Source organism: Kocuria sp. APC 4018 (assembly GCF_030407675.1).
Taxonomy (GTDB): Bacteria; Actinomycetota; Actinomycetes; order Actinomycetales; family Micrococcaceae; genus Kocuria; species Kocuria rhizophila.
The window spans coordinates 42,993-58,374 of record NZ_JASDCY010000005.1 but is presented as its reverse complement, the minus strand read 5'-3'; the positions used below and the strand labels follow the sequence as shown (position 1 = coordinate 58,374).

Here is a 15,382-nt window from a genome sequence, read left to right as displayed (position 1 = left end):
ATCCCGCGGGGCTGGTGCCGGGGCTCAACGCGAGGGACCGGCACCAGGGCTCAGCGTGAGGAGCGGTTACCGAGACTCGACGTGAGGAGCGGGTGCTGGGGCCCGTAGGAGGGCCCGGCGCCACAGCTCAGCGCGAGGGCTTGGTGCCGCGGCCACCCAGACCGCGGGTGGTGTCCCCGTCCCTCGCGAGCTTGGCGCGCAGCTCCTTGGGCAGGGAGAAGAGGATGTCCTCCTGGGCGGTCACCACTTCCTCGACCTCCCCGTAGCCGTACTCCGCGAGCAGGTCCAGAACCTGCTGCACGAGCACCTCGGGCACCGACGCGCCGGAGGTCAGCCCCACGGTGGCCACGCCCTCGAACCAGGACTCGTCCACCTGGTTGGCAAAGTCCACGCGCTCCGCGCGCCGGGCCCCGTACTCCAGGGCCACCTCCTTGAGGCGCACCGAGTTGGAGGAGTTCGCCGAACCCACCACCAGCACCAGGTCCGCCTGCGGGGCGATCTCTTTGATCGCGGCCTGCCGGTTGGAGGTGGCGTAGCAGATGTCGTCGCTGGGCGGGTCGATCATGTTGGGGAACTTGGCACGCAGCCGGTTCACCGTCTCCATGGTCTCGTCCACGCTGAGGGTGGTCTGGGACAGCCACACGACCTTGTCGGGATCGTGCACCTCCAGGGTGTCCACGTCCTCCGGGGAGTTCACGACCTGGATGTGCTCGGGAGCCTCCCCGAACGTGCCCTCGACCTCCTCGTGGCCCACGTGGCCGATCAGCAGGATCTCGTAGTCGTTCTTGGCGAAGCGCACGGCCTCGCGGTGCACCTTGGTGACCAGCGGGCAGGTGGCGTCGATGGTGTTGAGGTTCCGCTCCTGCGCGGACTGCACCACCGCCGGGGACACCCCGTGGGCGGAGAACACGACCAGCGAGCCCTCGGGGACCTCGTCGGTCTCCTCCACGAACACGGCTCCGCGTTCCTCCAGCGTCTGCACCACGTGCTTGTTGTGCACGATCTCCTTGCGCACGTACACCGGGGCGCCGTAGTGCTCCAGGGCCTTCTCCACGGCGATCACGGCCCGGTCCACGCCCGCGCAGTAGCCGCGCGGCGCTGCCAGGAGCACCTTGCGCCCGGTGACCGGAGCGGCGTCGGCAATCTCCTGGGGAGTGCGACGCACCCGGGGGACGGTGGGCATGGAGAGGTCAACCACGGTGGACATGACCACTATCGTAAGTGACCGTACGGACACGCACCACGGCGCCGATCACACCCGCCAGCGCCACGACCCCCGCCCAGATCATGCCGGTGACGCCGCGTTGCGTGAAGGACTCCTGCAGCAGCGAGACGATCTGCTCGGTCACGAGGTGCGCCACCGGGTCCACGGTGGCGGCGCCCACCACCGCGCGTCCGCCCGCGAGCGCCAGGGCGAGCACGATCCCCGTGCACACCACCCCCGCGACTCCCACTCCCGCGAGCGCGAGCCAGCGGCGCGGGGACACCACCACGGCGGCGATCCCGGCCGCGCCCGCGAGCCACGGCAGGACGTAGCGCCACTGGGCCAGCTGAACGAGGGCGTCCACCACCGCTCCCGTGTGCACGCCCGGGACGGTCACCGTGAAGTTCTGCTCGTCGATGCCCGGGGAGAAGCCCACGGCGTCCTCCACCTGGCGGTTCACGGCCTCCCCGAGCGCGCTGACGTCCACCACGAGCTCGTCCGGCGCGTGCCCGGCGGAGGGGGTCAGGGGGATGTTCGCGTCGTGGGTGTCGTTGAGCACCGCGAGCCACGCGCCCTCCTGCTCGGGCGCGGTCAGCCAGGACTGGGCGGAGTCCACCACCGTCTCGCGGATGGACTCGATCGTCCGGTCCACGGCGTCGATGCCGGTGGCTTTGTCCTCCAGGGCGCTGAAAGTAGCCCGGTCCAGCAGGGTGCGGACCAGCTCGTCCTGGAAGCTCGTCTCCGTGATCACGGACGCGGCGGTGTCCTGGAACCCGGAGGGCGAGAGCAGGTGGTCCTGCAGCCAGGACACCCCCAGCCACAGGGCGAAGCCTGCGCCGGCCAGCAGGGCCAGCGCAGCGGCGGCCACGCTGCGGAAGGCATCGGAGGGGTGGGGGAACGGCGAGGAGCTCACCGCTCCACTCTAGGGAGCAGCGGCTGTGCGTGTCCCCGACGGGTGATACTTATGTCCCATGGACACCTCGTCGTCTCCCAGCGCCGCGTTCCCCCCGGACGCCGAGCGCTCCGCCGCGCCGGCGGGTGCTCCGGCCGAGCTCCCCCGGCTGGCACGGGACACCACCCCCGAGAACCCCTGGCCGCTGAGCAAGCTCTCCCACTCCCTGCACGGCTGGGTCCAGAAGGCCCCGGACGCGTGGGTCGAGGGCCAGGTGATCGAGGTCAACGAGCGCGCCCGGGTCTGCTACGTGACCCTGCGGGACCTCCAGGAGGAGGTCTCGGTGAACGTGACCCTGTTCAAGAACGAGATGGCCCGGCTGGAGCGTCCCCTGGAACGGGGCTCGCGCGTGGTCGTGAGCCTCAAGGCGGACTTCTACGTCAAGACCGGGCGGCTCTCCATGCTGGGCCGAGACATCCGCCCCGTGGGCCTCGGCGACCTCCTGGAGCGCCTGGAGAGGCTGCGCCGGTCCCTCGCGGACGAGGGACTGTTCGACCAGACCCACAAGAAGCCCCTGCCGGTGCTCCCCCACCGCGTGGGGCTGATCACCGGGCGCAACTCGGACGCGGAGAAGGACGTGGTGCGCAACGCCACCAACCGGTGGCCGGGTGTGCATTTCGAGATCCGCGAGGTCCCCGTCCAGGGCTCGGGCTCGGCACGCGCCGTCATCGGGGCCCTCCAGGAGCTCGACGCCCTGGACGAGGTGGACGTCATCGTGATCGCCCGCGGTGGCGGTGCCTTCGAGGACCTGCTCTCGTTCAGTGACGAATCCCTGCTGCGGGCGGTCTTCGCGGCCCGGACGCCGGTGGTCAGTGCGATCGGCCACGAGAACGACCAGCCCCTGCTGGACCACGTGGCCGACGTTCGGGCCTCGACCCCCACGGACGCGGGCAAGCGCATCGTGCCGGACGTCCAGGACGAACGGCTGCGCCTCGGCCAGGCCCGCGCCGCACTGGACCGCGCCGTGGGTTCGATGCTCGACCGCGAGCAGCACGGCCTGGACACCGTGCGCTCACGTCCCGTGCTCGCACAGCCGGAGGGCATGATCCTGGTGCGCGAGGAGGACGTGGACCGGCTGCGCTCCCGCGCCTGGTCTGCCGCGAACTCCCTGGCCCTGCGGGCCCAGGACTCCGTGGTCCAGCTGCGCGCCCGGGTCCGTGCCCTGTCCCCGCAGCAGACCCTGGACCGCGGCTACGCCGTGGTGCAGACCGCGGACGGCTCCGTGCTCACGGACGCCGCCCGCGCGGAGACGGGCCAGTCCCTCACCGTGCGGCTGGCCGCCGGAGAGCTGGGCGTGGACGTCACCGCCGCCAGTACCCGTCAGCCGGGCGAGCGCTGAGGCGTTCGCCCGTCCCACCAGCGACCGGACAGGGCATCCGACCCGGGTCGCACAGCACCCGCACACCACGCATCACCAGGCACCACCACCGGAAGGAACACCGTGGCACAGCAGAACCAGAGCACCGACTCCCAGCAGAGCCCCCAGCAGGGCGCGCCGGACCTCTCCGACGTGGACCAGCTCGGCTACGAGCAGGCCCGCGAGCAGCTCGTGCAGATCGTCTCCCAGCTCGAGACGGGCGGCGCCTCCCTCGAGGAGTCCCTGCGGCTGTGGGAGCGCGGCGAGGCCCTGGCCACCCGTTGCGAGCAGTGGCTCGACGGCGCCCGGGAACGGCTCGACGCCGCCCGCGCCCGGCGGGAGAGCCGGGACCAGGCGGCGTCGGACGCCGAGTAGGAGCGGGACTGGCCTATTGCTGGTAGGTCGAGAGGAACTCGCCCAGGCGGTCCAGGGCGGTGTCCAGCATGTCCACCGCGGGCAGGGTGACCAGCCGGAAGTGGTCCGGCTTGCCCCAGTTGAACGCGGTGCCGTGGCTGAGCAGGATCTTCTGCTCCTTGAGCAGGTCCAGGGCGAAGCGCTCGTCGTCCACGATCCCGAACTTCTCCACGTCCAGCTTGGGGAACAGGTAGAGCGCGCCGCGGGCCTGCTCGCACGTGACGCCGTCGATCTCGTTGAGCTTGCGGTGGGCGATGTCCCGCTGCGCCTTGAGCCGGCCGCCGGGGAGGATGAGGTCGTTGATCGACTGGTAGCCGCCCAGGGCGGTCTGGATGGCGTGCTGCGCCGGAACGTTCGCGCACATGCGCATGTTGGCGAGCAGCTTGATGCCCTCCAGGTAGGACTCCGCACGCCAGTTGGGCCCGGTGATCGCGAGCCACCCGGAGCGGTAGCCCGCCACGCGGTAGGCCTTGGAGAGCCCGGAGAACGTCAGGCACAGCACGTCCTCACCGGTGAGGCTCGCGGTGTTGATCATCTCGGCGTCGTCGTACGTGATCTTCTCGTAGATCTCGTCCGAGAACAGGATGAGGTCGTGCTCCTTGGCCAGGTCCACGATCTTCTGCAGGGTCTCCTTGGAGTACACCGCCCCCGTGGGGTTGTTGGGGTTGATGACCACGATGCCCTTGGTGCGCTCCGTGATCTTTGAGGCCATGTCCTCGAGGTCAGGGTTCCACCCGTTCTCCTCGTCGCACTCGTAGTGCACGGGGGTGCCGCCGGACAGCGCCACGGACGCGGTCCACAGCGGGTAGTCCGGGGAGGGGATGAGCAGCTCGTCACCAGGGTTGCACAGTGCCTGCAGGGCCATGGTGATCAGCTCGGAGACGCCGTTGCCCAGGTAGACGTCGTCGGTGTCCAGGTTCATGATCCCGCGCGTCTGGTAGTACTGCACCACCGCGGTGCGGGCTGAGTAGATGCCCCGGGAGTCCGAGTAGCCCTGCGCGTTGGGCAGGTTCTTGATCATGTCCACCAGGATGGCGTCCGGTGCCTCGAAGCCGAAGGGTGCGGGGTTGCCGATGTTCAGGCGCAGGATGCGCTGACCCGCCGCCTCCATCTTCTCCGCCTGCTCCAGCACGGGGCCGCGGATGTCGTAGAGGACGTTCTTCAGTTTGTCGGACTGCTTCACCTTTGCCATGGGGCCAGACTACTCGCGGGTCCCCTGCGGTTCAGCGGTGCGACGCACCTGTCCGGGGTCCCCGGGTCGGTCCGCAGCACGCGCGGTGCCCCGCGGAACGCACAGCGGGATCAGCGGGGCTGCTCCCGGAGGTAGGTGGCCGCCTTCTCGGGGCTCATGGCCGGATCCTCACCGCCGGTGAGCCGGGTGATGGTGGTGAGGTCCTCGGTGGTGAGCTCCGCGGTCACGGCATTGACGCTGGACACTGCCTGGTCGCTCAGCTTCTCCGATCCCACCACCACGGCGTGCTCCGGGCGGAAGAGCCGGTTGGGGTCCTCCAGGGCCACGAGCCCGTCGTCCTGAATCACCGGTTCCGAGGACCGCAGCACGGCGGCCTGCACCTGATCGGTGAGCAGCGCGTTCACGAGCTCGTCGGTGGTCTTGTACTCGGGCGCGGCCTTGGGGTCGCAGTCGTAGTACGCCTTCAGGCCGGGCTCCCCCTGGGCGCTGTCCGCATAGTCGGTGGGCATCCCCACGGCGAGCTTGCCGCACTGCTTGCCCGCGCCGTCCAGGCTCTTGAGGTCGTACTGCGCGTCCGTGGCGGCGGTGACCACCACCTGGTCCGTGCGCTGGGCGCCGGAGGAGTCCAGCACCTCCAGACCGCTGGGCATCACGTCCGGCAGGGCCCGGTAGACGTCGTCCCCGGACGGCCCGGTCTCCCCCGTGATCCCCAGCAGCTGCCCGAGGGAGTCCAGGAGCCCGCGCGGGGCGTCGGTGTCCGCGGATGCGCTGGGCGCCGGTGTGGGGCTCGCGCCGGTCGCCTGCGAGGCCGGCACTTCGTGCTGCCGCGCGTAGACGTAGAGGTCGCCCGTGAAGTCCGGGACCATGGTGGCCCGCCCGTCCTGCAGCGCGTCGAAGATCTCCTCGCGGGTGGATCCCACGTCCACCACGGTGGCGGGCACACCGTCCGCGCTGAGCCGCTGCTGGTACAGGTGCGCGAGCACGCGGGTCTGGGTGTCCACGCCCGCGGCGATCTTCACGGTCTCGGGCCCGGTGGACGACGCCGCCGCGCTGGGTTCCCCGCCGTCGGCCCCGTTCTGCCCGTCCCCCGCGGAGCAGCCGCTCAGCAGCAGGGCACCCGTGGCGAGCACGGCCACGGCCCGGAGCCGCCCGGGGTGGGTCACCGGTCCCCGCCGGGCTCGGTGGAGACGTCCTGCTCGGCCACGTTCTCCGGCGGTGTGGCCGCCGCGTCCACCACGTCGCTGAGCCCCGCGAGGCGAAGCCCCTGGTCCACGAGGTCCAGCCGCTTGATCGAGCCGAGCTGCGAGAACGGGACCCAGGCGGCGTCGTCCGAGGAGCCGTCCTGCTCCACCGCGAGATCACCGCCGGTGATGTGCGCGGTGTAGAGCACGCGGCACGCGTGGTTGCCGCGCGTGGTGGGGTCCAGGCGCTGCTCCGCGCTCATCCAGTAGCTGTGCACGCCCACGAGTCCGTCCGAGGCCACGTGGAACCCGGTCTCCTCGAAGACCTCCCGCACCATGGTCTCCTCGGGCTGCTCCCCCGGTTCCATGCCGCCGCCGGGAAGCGTCCACGCGCCCTCGAAATCGGGGTGGCGGGGGTTCCAGTGCGTGAGCAGGAGGTGCTCGTCGCGGGTGATCAGGGCGTAGGCGCCCACGCGGGAATCGAACGGCTGGCTCATGGCGGCCAGTCTAGTGGCGGACCCCCATAATGGGCGGGTGAGCATCGTGGAGAACGCCATCTATCGCAACGGCCGCAAGGTCGAGTCCCCGCGCTCCCTGGAGGAGACGTACAGCCTGCTGCGGCGGGTCATGGACCAGCCGGACGAGTCGGGCAGCGGCGAGGACACCGTGCTGGCGTGGATCGGGCTGTACCGCCCCGAGGCGGAGGAGATCCGCTCGCTCGCCGAGCACTTCCAGCTGCACGAGCTCGCCGTGGAGGACACCGTGCAGGCCCACCAGCGGCCCAAGATGGAGCGCTACGGGGACACGCTGTTCACCGTGATCCGCCCGGCCGTCTACCAGGACGAGACCGAGACCGTGGAGATCGGGGAGATCCACATCTTCACCGGCCCCAACTTCGTGATCACCATCCGTCACTCCGAGTCCCGTGGCGTGAGCCGGGTGCGCAAGCGCGTGGAGGCGGACCAGGAGCTGCTGTGCTTCGGCCCGGACGGGGTGCTCTACGCGCTGCTGGACCAGATCGTGGACGACTACTTCCCGGTGCTCTCCGGGCTGGAGAACGACATCGACGAGATCGAGGACGCCCTGTTCGCCGGGGAACCGAACGTGTCCCAGCGGATCTACGAGCTCGCCCGGGAGATCAACGACTTCCACCGCGGCGTGGCACCCCTGAGCACCGTGATGCAGCGGTACTTCGCGGGCTTCACCAAGTACGGCACCCACGAGGAGCTGCAGCACCGCCTGCGGGACGTCCTGGACCACGTGATCGCGGTGACCGGCAAGCTCGAGTCCATGCGCTCCTCGCTGACCGACGCCATGAGCCTGGACTCCACGCTCACCACGGCACGGCAGAACGAGGCCGCGATGGTGCAGAACGAGCAGATGAAGAAGATCTCCTCCTGGGCGGCCATCCTGTTCGCGCCGTCCATCGTGGGCTCCATCTACGGCATGAACTTCCAGGCCATGCCGGAACTGGAGTGGGCTTTCGGCTACCCCATGGCGCTCGTGCTCATGGTGCTCGTGGGCGTGGCGCTGTACGTGGTGTTCAAGGTCAAGGACTGGCTCTGAGCGTCTGAGCCGCCCCGGGTCTGCGTCGGGTCCGCGGGACCCGCCTGCCGACCGACGACGCCGCTCCCCCAGCTCCCGCCCCGGCCGCGCCAAGCGCACACCCACGGGCTGCGGATACGCTGAAGCCGATGCACAACCTCGAATTCTGGCTCGACAAACCCTTCCGCGTGCTCCTGGTGCTGATCGGGGCTGTGGTGGTCTCCGCCGTGGTGCGCCTGCTGATCCGCAAGGTCACCCGCGGCATCGCGCGCGGCACGCAATCCCGGATCGTCAAGCGCCTCGACCACGGCCAGTCCCGCTGGGTGCAGGACGCCGGGGTGGCCTCGGAGCGGCAGGCGCTGCGGGCCCGCACCATCGGTGCGGTGCTGGCTTCGGTGGCCACCATCATCGTGTGGGCCATCGCGATCCTCATGATCATCTCGGAACTGGGCTTCAACATCGCCCCGGTGATCGCCTCCGCCGGCATCGCCGGTGTGGCCCTGTCCTTCGGCGCGCAGTCCCTGGTGAAGGACTACCTGTCCGGGATCTTCATGGTCGCGGAGGACCAGCTGGGCATCGGCGACTCCGTGGACCTCGGGGAGGCGATCGGCACCGTGGAGAACGTGGGACTGCGCGTCACCCAGGTGCGGGACGTCAAGGGCACCCTGTGGCACGTGCGCAACGGCGAGATCCTGCGGGTGGGCAACCAGTCCCAGGGCTGGGCCCGCTGCGTGCTGGACATCCCCGTGCCCTACGACACGAACATCGACCTGGTGGCGGACATGATCGAGCATGAGGCCCTGCTGGTGCGCCACGACCCGGACGTGGGCCCCAGCATCGTGGACGACCCCGAGGTGTGGGGCGTGGAGAACATCTCCGGGGAGAGCATCACCATCCGCCTGGCCGTCAAGACCGCTCCCCTGGAGCAGTGGGACGTGGCCCGGGTGATGCGCGTGCGGATCAAGAAGATGCTGGACCGGGACGGTCTGCGCATCCCCCTGACCAACCAGGTCACGGTGCGCACCGGCTCCGAGCCGGAGACCAGCGCGGACATGCCCACCACGTCCTTCCCCGTGCCGCGTGTGCCCACCACGGGCCAGGTGCGCACCACCCCGCTGCACCCCCACGGCTCGGCCGCGGACAGCCACACACCGGACGGCCGCACCCCCAGCCGGGACGAGACCGGCGAGGGCACCACATCCTCGGAACGCCGCGGGGACGGCTGAGCCACAGGCTCGGCCTCCGCTGCCACTCTTTCCGCAACAGACCCTCGCCCGACGCCGCTCGGAGCCCTTCCCGTCCGGCTCGACTCGTCCCGGGAGGCAGGCCCCGGCTCAGCGCCGCTTCTTGGACCGGCTGTTCTTGACCTTGCGCCCGGGCTTGCGGCGCAGCCCCGGCTTCGTGCTCGCCCCGGCCTTGGCCCACCCACCGGACTGGGGCTTGACGCTGCGCGTTGCCGGCTGCTTCTCCTGCGACTTCTCTGAGGCCGCAGGCTTCATCGCCCGTGACGGCCGCCCCTCTACCCCGGACGACGCCGCCTGGCCGGGCGCCGCGCCGTCGTCCCGCCCGCTGGACTCCTTGCGCCCACGCACGATGCCCACGAAGCGCTGCACCGCGCCCTCCATGTCCTCGTCCAGACCCCGGGGCCACACGAGGAAGACGGGGACGGTCGGGGCGTCCGTGAGTTCGCGGTGGGTGACGTCCTTGCGGGCGTGCAGCCGTGCCACGGACATCGGCAGCACCACGGGACCCACACCGGCGGCCGCGAGTTCCACGGCCATGGCGGCGTCGTCGATGTCCGCGTGTGCCTGGGGCGTGGACTCCTCCGCGAGCTGTGCCGTGGTGAGGCTGTCCAGGACCCCCAGGACGTCGTCGGTGCTCAGCACGGCCACCTGGAGCTCGTCGTAGAGGTGCACCGCGTGGTGAGTGGTGCGGAGGTGGTCCGGGTCGGGGTCCTCGGGCGACCAGTCGAGGCGGACGAAGCACGCGGTGACCTCCCCGGAGTCCAGGGCCTGCCGCCACCCGGCGGCCGTCAGCAGCTCGTCCCGGAGGACCGGCCGCATGCGGCGCTGGCGCCACCGGCCGAGCCACTTCCCCGGCATGACCCCGGGGACGTAGCCGACGGTGAGGAACGGCCCGGCGGCCTCGGGGTCCCCAGGGTGCAGGGCGTCCTCGTGAGCAGGAGCGTCGTCGTGGGCCGATGCGGGAGCGGCGTCGTCGTGGCCCGGGGCAGGCGCGGCGTCGTCGTGGCCCGGGGCGGGCGCAGCGGTGCCGCGAACGTCATCGGGGCCGTCTGCGGGATCTGCGGAGGAGAGCTGGGGCGAGGAAGGCGTGGGGTCCGCTGCGGTCATGGACCCACCCTAGGGCCAGTGCAGCCGCGGCGATCACCGCCCCGGGGCACCCGGCGCCCCGCGAATGTGCGAAATCCGTCCGGGAGGACTACAGTGACTCCTGTTGTTCGGGGCCTTAGCTCAGTTGGTAGAGCGTTTCGTTCGCAATGAAAAGGTCAGGGGTTCGATTCCCCTAGGCTCCACACCACGTCCACGGTCACGTGCTTTCGCACGAAGGATCGAGGGAACGCCGAGAAGGCCCTGGAACGCACCGTTCCGGGGCCTTCTTGCTGCCTCCGGTGGCTCCTGCCCCAGGGACACCGCGCATTCCGCGAGCATCGGCCGGTGCGCCGAGCGGCGATACGGTGGGCCCATGAAGATCCTCGTGACAGGCTTCGAGCCCTTCGGCGGTGAAACGGAGAACGCGAGCGGCACCGCCGTCCAGCGGCTCGGCGAGATCCCTGGTCCGGACGGCGTGAACCTCGCCACGGCGATCCTCCCGGTGACGTGGTCCGGCGCCGGTCCGGCGCTGCTGCGGGCTGTCGAGACCCACCAGCCGGACGCGATCATCGCCGTGGGAGAAGCGGGTGGCCGCGCGGTCGTCACTCCGGAGCGCTGGGCCAGGAACCTGGGGCACGGGCGCATCCCGGACAACGACGGTGTGGTGCGGGATGCCGCTCCCCTGGCCCCCGGGCCCGCACGCCTCGAGTCCCGCCTCGATCCTGCGGCTCTGACCCGGGCCATTCAGGACGCGGGAGTTCCCGCGGAGGTGTCCGAGGACGCTGGTGCATTCCTGTGCAACGCCGTCTTCTGGACCGCCCTGCACCGAACAGACCTGCCCGCCACGTTCATCCACGTGCCCGCGGTCAGGTCACAGGGAACCGCGAGCATCGGCGCCGAGACCGACCCGGAGAATGCCCGCGCGGAGTCCGCGCTGAACTTCAACGACATCACCCACGCCCTGGCCGCGGCGGTGGGCGCCGCCGCGCGGCAGCTACGACCTCATCACTCTTGAGCGCCTCAGTGAGCGGCCACCGTTCACTGTGCAGCTCGGGCCGGAGCACTCCGCTCGCGGCACTGACGCGGTGGACTGCACCGGGACCGGGCCACCCTCCGGCGGCAGGTTCCTCGCGTCCGGTGAGCTCGTCTCGTCCGCCGCAGAGGTCTCCTCTAGGCAGACACATCCGCCTTGTCAGCGATATCATCGTTGCATGGCGATCTGTCCTACCGACCTCCCTGCACTCGATGAGCAGGCCACCCACGCGTACGCGCACCTCTTCCAGGCCCTGAGCGAGCCCACCCGCCTGGCGGTCCTGCAGCATCTGGCCTCCGGCGAGCACCGCGTGCGGGATCTCGTGGCCCACATGGGGCTTGCGCAGTCCACGGTGAGCAAGCACCTGAGCTTTCTGGCGCAGTGCGGGCTCATCCGTTCCCGCCCCGAGGGCCGCGCCACGTGGTACTCCCTCACGCACCCCCACGAGCTGGCGGGACTCATCGCGGCGGCCGAGCAGCTGCTGGGTGCAACGGGCACCCGCGCGGTGCTGTGCACGCACCTGCACCACCCTCCCGCCAACCAGGAGCCCTTCCCGGACGGCCACCCCTCCGGGGTCCTTTCCGGGAACTCGGCCACGGGCGCCCCGCTCACCGGGGCCGCAGCTGCGCCGACGACGCCGCGGCAGGAGTCCCTCTGATGGGCGCCGGCCACGCGCACGACCACGGCGCTGGCGCGGGCGACCACCGCGGCCGGCTGTGGATCGCGTTCGGGCTGACCGCCGGAATGGTCCTCGCCCAGGCGGTGGGCTCCGTGCTCACGGGCAGCCTCGCCCTGCTCACGGACACCGTGCACGCCCTCACGGACGCCCTCGGTCTGCTGGTCGCCCTGGTGGCGGCCCACCTGATGCGCCGCCCTGCGAGTTCCAAGCACACGTGGGGGTTCCGACGTGTGGAGGTCATCGCCGCCCTCGCGCAGGCCACCCTCCTGCTGGGCGTGGGGATCTTCGCCGTGGTCGAGGGCATCCGGCGGCTGCTGGAGCCCCGGGTTGTGCCACCCACCGAGCTGCTCGTGTTCGGTGCGATCGGCCTGGCGTGCAACGTGGTCGCCATCCTGGTGCTCGCCTCCGGGCGCGGCGCCAACTTCAACATGCGCGCCGCGTTCCTGGAGGTGGCCAACGACGCCCTGGGGTCCCTCGGCGTCATCGTGGCCGCCGTGGTCATCGCCACCACCGGCTTCCAGCAGGCGGACACCGTGGCCGCCCTGTTCATCGCCGCGCTGATCCTGCCGCGGGCGGTCACCATCATGCGCGAGACCGCGGCGGTGCTCATGGAGTTCACGCCCCGGGGTCTCGACCTGGACCTGTTCCGCGAGCACATCATGGGGCTGCACCACGTGGTGGACGTGCACGACGTCCACGCCTCCACGGTCGCCACGGGCCTGCCCACCATCAGCGCCCACGTGGTGGTGGAGGACGAGTGCTTCCGGGACGGCCACGCCGCCGACCTGCTCAAGGACGTCAAGACGTGCGTGGCCGAGCACTTCGACGTCTCGGTCCACCACTCCACGTTCCAGATCGAGACCGTGGAGATCCGCGACTCCGAGTCCCACGAGGTCCTGCACGCCTGAGCCGGGTCCCACTGCCCCCGGAGTGACCGGCCGATCAGTCCCGCTGCAGGCGCCGCCACGCGAGCTCGGCGAGCGCCGCGGCCTGGGTGCCCAGCACGGCGTCGTCGAACAGCACCGTGGGCGAGTGGTTCCACCCGGGATTCTCCTGGTCCAGGTCCGGAGGGCTGCACTCCAGGAAGAAGAAGCAGCCCGGGACCTGGTCGAGCACGAACGAGAAGTCCTCGGAACCCATGAGCGGGTCCGCATCCTGGCGCACGTGCTCCTCCCCCACCAGCTCGGCCAGGGTGTTCGCCACGAACGCCGTCTCCGCGTCGTCGTTGAGGGTGAGCGGGTACAGCACGGTCCACTCCACCTCGGCGCGCACACCGTGGGCGGCGGCGATGCCGTGGGCCAGCTCGCGCACGGCGGCGGGGAAGGCCTCGTCACTGGCCGCGGACAGCGTGCGAACGCTCGCGCCCAGGCTCGCGCGGCCCGGGATCACGTTGATCGCCTCGCCCGCGGAGAGCTGCGTGATGGAGGCGACCACGGGGTCGAACACGCTGAACCGCCGCGTGACCATGGTCTGCAGGGCCGTGCCGAACTCGAGCAGCGCGGGAACGGGGTCCTTGGCGGTGTGCGGCTGGGACCCGTGTCCTCCCTCGCCGTGGAACGTGACGTGGAGGTAGTTGGCGCCCGCCATCGCGGTGCCGGGGCGGTACGTGAACAGCCCGCGCTCCCCGGGGAACACGTGGATCCCGTACGCGGCCACCGGCTTCTCGCCCGTGACCTCCAGCAGCCCCTCCTCGATCATGGGCTTGGCACCGCCCGGGCCCTCCTCCCCCGGCTGGAACATGAACACCACGCTCCCGGCGAGCTCGTCCCTCCGCGCGCTCAGCAGGTGCGCCGCTCCCACCAGCCCGGCCATGTGCAGGTCGTGACCGCACGCGTGCATCGCCCCGGTGGTCGAGGCGTACTCCAGCCCGGTCTGCTCGGTCACCGGCAGCCCGTCCATGTCGCCGCGCAGCAGCACCGTGGGCCCGGGCCTGGCGCCACGGAGCACCGCGACCACCGAGGACACCGAGTGCCCCAGGGTGACCTCCAGGTCCAGCCCGTCCAGGGCCTCGACGATCCGCTGCTGGGTCCACGGGAGGTCGTTGCCCACCTCCGGGTGGGCGTGCAGGGAGCGGCGCAGGGCAACGAGCTCCGGCTGCAGGGACGTGGCATGGTCGAGGAACGACATGGTGGAACTCCTTCACAACGGGAACGGGTGGGTGGTGGTCGGTGGGCCGCCAGACCACACGGCGACCCCCAAGGGGAACGTGGCGGCCCAGTCGATGGCGCACAGGTCCCGGCTCACAGGGCCCAGGAAGCGGCCCCGCACGAGGCCGGCCGGGACATCGGTGGGCGGCTCAGCCCCGCGCCACTCGCTCCCACGCCACCTCGGCAAGCGCGGCGGCCTGGTCCCCCAGGACGGAGTCGTCGAAGAGCACCGTGGGCGAGTGGTTCCAGCCGGCGTCCGCGGGATCCACCTCGGGCGGGGTGCAGTGCAGGAAGAAGTAGCACCCGGGGACCTCGCGCAGCACGAACGAGAAGTCCTCCGAGCCCATGCGGGGGTCCGGGTTCCGGGACACGCGCTCCGGGCCGAACACGCGGGCGAGCGTGTCGCTCACGAAGGCGGCCTCGGCGGCGTCGTTGACCGTGGGCGGGTACAGCGGGGACCAGTCCACCTGCGCGGTGAGCCCGTGGGCCGCGGCGATCCCGTCCGCGAGCTCCGTCACGAGCCGCGGGAACCGTGCGGACGTCTCCGGGGACAGGGTGCGCACGTCCCCGGAGATCCAGGCGCTCTCGGGGATCACGTTGTTCACCTCGCCGGCGGAGAGCCGGGTCATGGTGGCCACCACGGGGTCGAACACGCCGAACCGGCGGGTGACCATGGTCTGCAGCGCGGTGCCGAACTCGCACACGGCCGTCACGGGGTCCAGCGCGGTGTGGGGCTGCGAGCCGTGCCCGCCGCGTCCGTGGAAGGTCACGGTGAGGTTGTTGGCCCCGGCCATCGCGGTCCCGGGCCGGTAGCTGAACTGCCCCAGCGGCCCGGGGTTCACGTGGATGCCGTAGGCCGCCACCACGCGCTCCCCGGCGATGTCCAGCACGCCCTCCTCGATCATGGGCTTGGCGCCGCCCGGACCCTCCTCCCCCGGCTGGAACATGAACACGATGTTCCCGGCGAGCTCGTCCCGGCGCGCGCTCAGCAGCCTGGCCGCACCCACCAGGGCGGCGGTGTGGAGGTCGTGACCGCACGCGTGCATCGCCCCGTTGGTCGAGGCGTAGTCCAGCCCGGTCTGCTCCACCACGGGCAGCCCGTCCATGTCACCGCGCAGCAGCACCGTGGGCCCGGGCTTCGCCCCTCGCAGCACCGCGGTCACCGACGTGAGCGACTCGCCCTTCGTGAGCTCCAACCCGCACCCGTCCAGCGCGGCGAGGACCTGCTGCTGCGTCCACGGCAGGTCGGTGCCCAGTTCGGGGTTGGTGTGCAGTGTGCGGCGCAGCGCCACCAGCTCGTCGTGCATCCGGTGGGCGTCGTCCAGGAAGCTCACGTGCGGACTCCTCG

Annotated in this window: 15 protein-coding genes and 1 tRNA gene; 8 read left to right on the top strand and 8 right to left on the bottom strand. The window is 71.1% G+C overall.

Annotated features, from left to right (window positions below; translation table 11 throughout):
• Window positions 1–127: 127 nt before the first annotated feature.
• Window positions 128–1,207: a 4-hydroxy-3-methylbut-2-enyl diphosphate reductase gene (locus QL985_RS01910; RefSeq protein ID WP_290147439.1), complete on the bottom strand. Its 1,080-nt coding sequence runs from the start codon at window positions 1,205–1,207 to the stop codon at window positions 128–130.
• Window positions 1,191–2,117: a hypothetical protein gene (locus QL985_RS01905; RefSeq protein ID WP_019309568.1), complete on the bottom strand. Its 927-nt coding sequence runs from the start codon at window positions 2,115–2,117 to the stop codon at window positions 1,191–1,193. The genes QL985_RS01910 and QL985_RS01905 overlap by 17 nt, the downstream gene beginning before the upstream one ends.
• Before the next feature lie 58 nt (window positions 2,118–2,175).
• Between QL985_RS01905 and xseA the strand changes: the two genes are divergently transcribed.
• Both xseA and QL985_RS01895 read left to right on the top strand, forming a co-directional pair.
• Entirely contained in the window at window positions 2,176–3,495 is a 1,320-nt protein-coding gene (gene xseA / locus QL985_RS01900) for an exodeoxyribonuclease VII large subunit (protein WP_019309569.1), read from the top strand.
• Between the two features lie 102 nt (window positions 3,496–3,597).
• Window positions 3,598–3,888, top strand: coding sequence for an exodeoxyribonuclease VII small subunit (locus QL985_RS01895; protein WP_019309570.1), 291 nt, complete (start codon window positions 3,598–3,600; stop codon window positions 3,886–3,888).
• Window positions 3,889–3,901: 13 nt separating this feature from the next.
• On the opposite strand, the gene QL985_RS01890 is transcribed toward QL985_RS01895, so the two are convergent.
• From QL985_RS01890 to QL985_RS01880, 3 genes are all read right to left on the bottom strand, one after another.
• Window positions 3,902–5,119: a pyridoxal phosphate-dependent aminotransferase gene (locus QL985_RS01890; RefSeq protein ID WP_019309571.1), complete on the bottom strand. Its 1,218-nt coding sequence runs from the start codon at window positions 5,117–5,119 to the stop codon at window positions 3,902–3,904.
• A 110-nt stretch (window positions 5,120–5,229) separates the two neighbouring features.
• Window positions 5,230–6,282, bottom strand: coding sequence for a glycine betaine ABC transporter substrate-binding protein (locus tag QL985_RS01885; protein WP_121241176.1), 1,053 nt, complete (start codon window positions 6,280–6,282; stop codon window positions 5,230–5,232).
• Window positions 6,279–6,797 (bottom strand): NUDIX hydrolase, encoded by a 519-nt coding sequence (locus QL985_RS01880; RefSeq protein ID WP_019309573.1) that lies wholly within the window; start codon window positions 6,795–6,797, stop codon window positions 6,279–6,281. Before QL985_RS01880 ends, QL985_RS01885 begins: the two co-directional genes overlap by 4 nt.
• A gap of 37 nt (window positions 6,798–6,834) precedes the next feature.
• On the opposite strand from QL985_RS01880, the gene corA reads away from it, so the two are divergent.
• Window positions 6,835–7,866, top strand: a complete 1,032-nt coding sequence (gene corA, locus QL985_RS01875) for a magnesium/cobalt transporter CorA (protein ID WP_019309574.1) — start codon at window positions 6,835–6,837, stop codon at window positions 7,864–7,866.
• 128 nt (window positions 7,867–7,994) lie between these two features.
• Complete coding sequence (locus QL985_RS01870; protein ID WP_019309575.1) at window positions 7,995–9,071, top strand: mechanosensitive ion channel family protein; 1,077 nt, start codon at window positions 7,995–7,997, stop codon at window positions 9,069–9,071.
• 108 nt (window positions 9,072–9,179) lie between these two features.
• On the opposite strand, the gene QL985_RS01865 is transcribed toward QL985_RS01870, so the two are convergent.
• Window positions 9,180–10,196 (bottom strand): LysR substrate-binding domain-containing protein, encoded by a 1,017-nt coding sequence (locus QL985_RS01865; RefSeq protein WP_019309576.1) that lies wholly within the window; start codon window positions 10,194–10,196, stop codon window positions 9,180–9,182.
• A 109-nt stretch (window positions 10,197–10,305) separates the two neighbouring features.
• Between QL985_RS01865 and QL985_RS01860 the strand changes: the two genes are divergently transcribed.
• The 4 genes from QL985_RS01860 (at window position 10,306) to QL985_RS01845 (ending at window position 12,795) form a co-directional block, all read left to right on the top strand.
• Window positions 10,306–10,378, top strand: a tRNA-Ala gene (locus tag QL985_RS01860).
• A 170-nt stretch (window positions 10,379–10,548) separates the two neighbouring features.
• Window positions 10,549–11,190, top strand: a complete 642-nt coding sequence (locus tag QL985_RS01855; protein ID WP_019309577.1) for a pyroglutamyl-peptidase I — start codon at window positions 10,549–10,551, stop codon at window positions 11,188–11,190.
• Window positions 11,191–11,386: 196 nt separating this feature from the next.
• On the top strand, window positions 11,387–11,866 hold the full coding sequence (locus QL985_RS01850; RefSeq protein WP_047978166.1) for a metalloregulator ArsR/SmtB family transcription factor: 480 nt from the start codon (window positions 11,387–11,389) through the stop codon (window positions 11,864–11,866).
• Window positions 11,866–12,795: a cation diffusion facilitator family transporter gene (locus QL985_RS01845; RefSeq protein ID WP_019309579.1), complete on the top strand. Its 930-nt coding sequence runs from the start codon at window positions 11,866–11,868 to the stop codon at window positions 12,793–12,795. The genes QL985_RS01850 and QL985_RS01845 overlap by 1 nt, the downstream gene beginning before the upstream one ends.
• 34 nt (window positions 12,796–12,829) lie before the next feature.
• Here QL985_RS01845 and QL985_RS01840 read toward each other — a convergent pair whose 3' ends face one another.
• Both QL985_RS01840 and QL985_RS01835 read right to left on the bottom strand, forming a co-directional pair.
• Window positions 12,830–14,014 carry a M20 family metallopeptidase gene (locus QL985_RS01840; RefSeq protein WP_019309580.1) on the bottom strand — a complete coding sequence of 395 codons (1,185 nt, stop codon included), beginning with the start codon at window positions 14,012–14,014 and terminating at the stop codon, window positions 12,830–12,832.
• Window positions 14,015–14,183: 169 nt separating this feature from the next.
• Window positions 14,184–15,368, bottom strand: coding sequence for a M20 family metallopeptidase (locus tag QL985_RS01835; protein WP_290147433.1), 1,185 nt, complete (start codon window positions 15,366–15,368; stop codon window positions 14,184–14,186).
• Between the last annotated feature and the right edge of the window lie 14 nt (window positions 15,369–15,382).

Bases quoted from the DNA above. Each gene is read 5' to 3' on its own strand.
- QL985_RS01910 (WP_290147439.1), bottom strand. From the start codon at position 1,207: ATGTCCACCGTGGTTGACCTCTCCATGCCCACCGTCCCCCGGGTGCGT.
- xseA (WP_019309569.1), top strand. From the start codon at position 2,176: ATGGACACCTCGTCGTCTCCCAGCGCCGCGTTCCCCCCGGACGCCGAG.
- QL985_RS01890 (WP_019309571.1), bottom strand. From the start codon at position 5,119: ATGGCAAAGGTGAAGCAGTCCGACAAACTGAAGAACGTCCTCTACGAC.
- QL985_RS01880 (WP_019309573.1), bottom strand. From the start codon at position 6,797: ATGAGCCAGCCGTTCGATTCCCGCGTGGGCGCCTACGCCCTGATCACC.
- QL985_RS01870 (WP_019309575.1), top strand. From the start codon at position 7,995: ATGCACAACCTCGAATTCTGGCTCGACAAACCCTTCCGCGTGCTCCTG.
- QL985_RS01865 (WP_019309576.1), bottom strand. From the start codon at position 10,196: ATGACCGCAGCGGACCCCACGCCTTCCTCGCCCCAGCTCTCCTCCGCA.
- QL985_RS01855 (WP_019309577.1), top strand. From the start codon at position 10,549: ATGAAGATCCTCGTGACAGGCTTCGAGCCCTTCGGCGGTGAAACGGAG.
- QL985_RS01850 (WP_047978166.1), top strand. From the start codon at position 11,387: ATGGCGATCTGTCCTACCGACCTCCCTGCACTCGATGAGCAGGCCACC.
- QL985_RS01845 (WP_019309579.1), top strand. From the start codon at position 11,866: ATGGGCGCCGGCCACGCGCACGACCACGGCGCTGGCGCGGGCGACCAC.
- QL985_RS01840 (WP_019309580.1), bottom strand. From the start codon at position 14,014: ATGTCGTTCCTCGACCATGCCACGTCCCTGCAGCCGGAGCTCGTTGCC.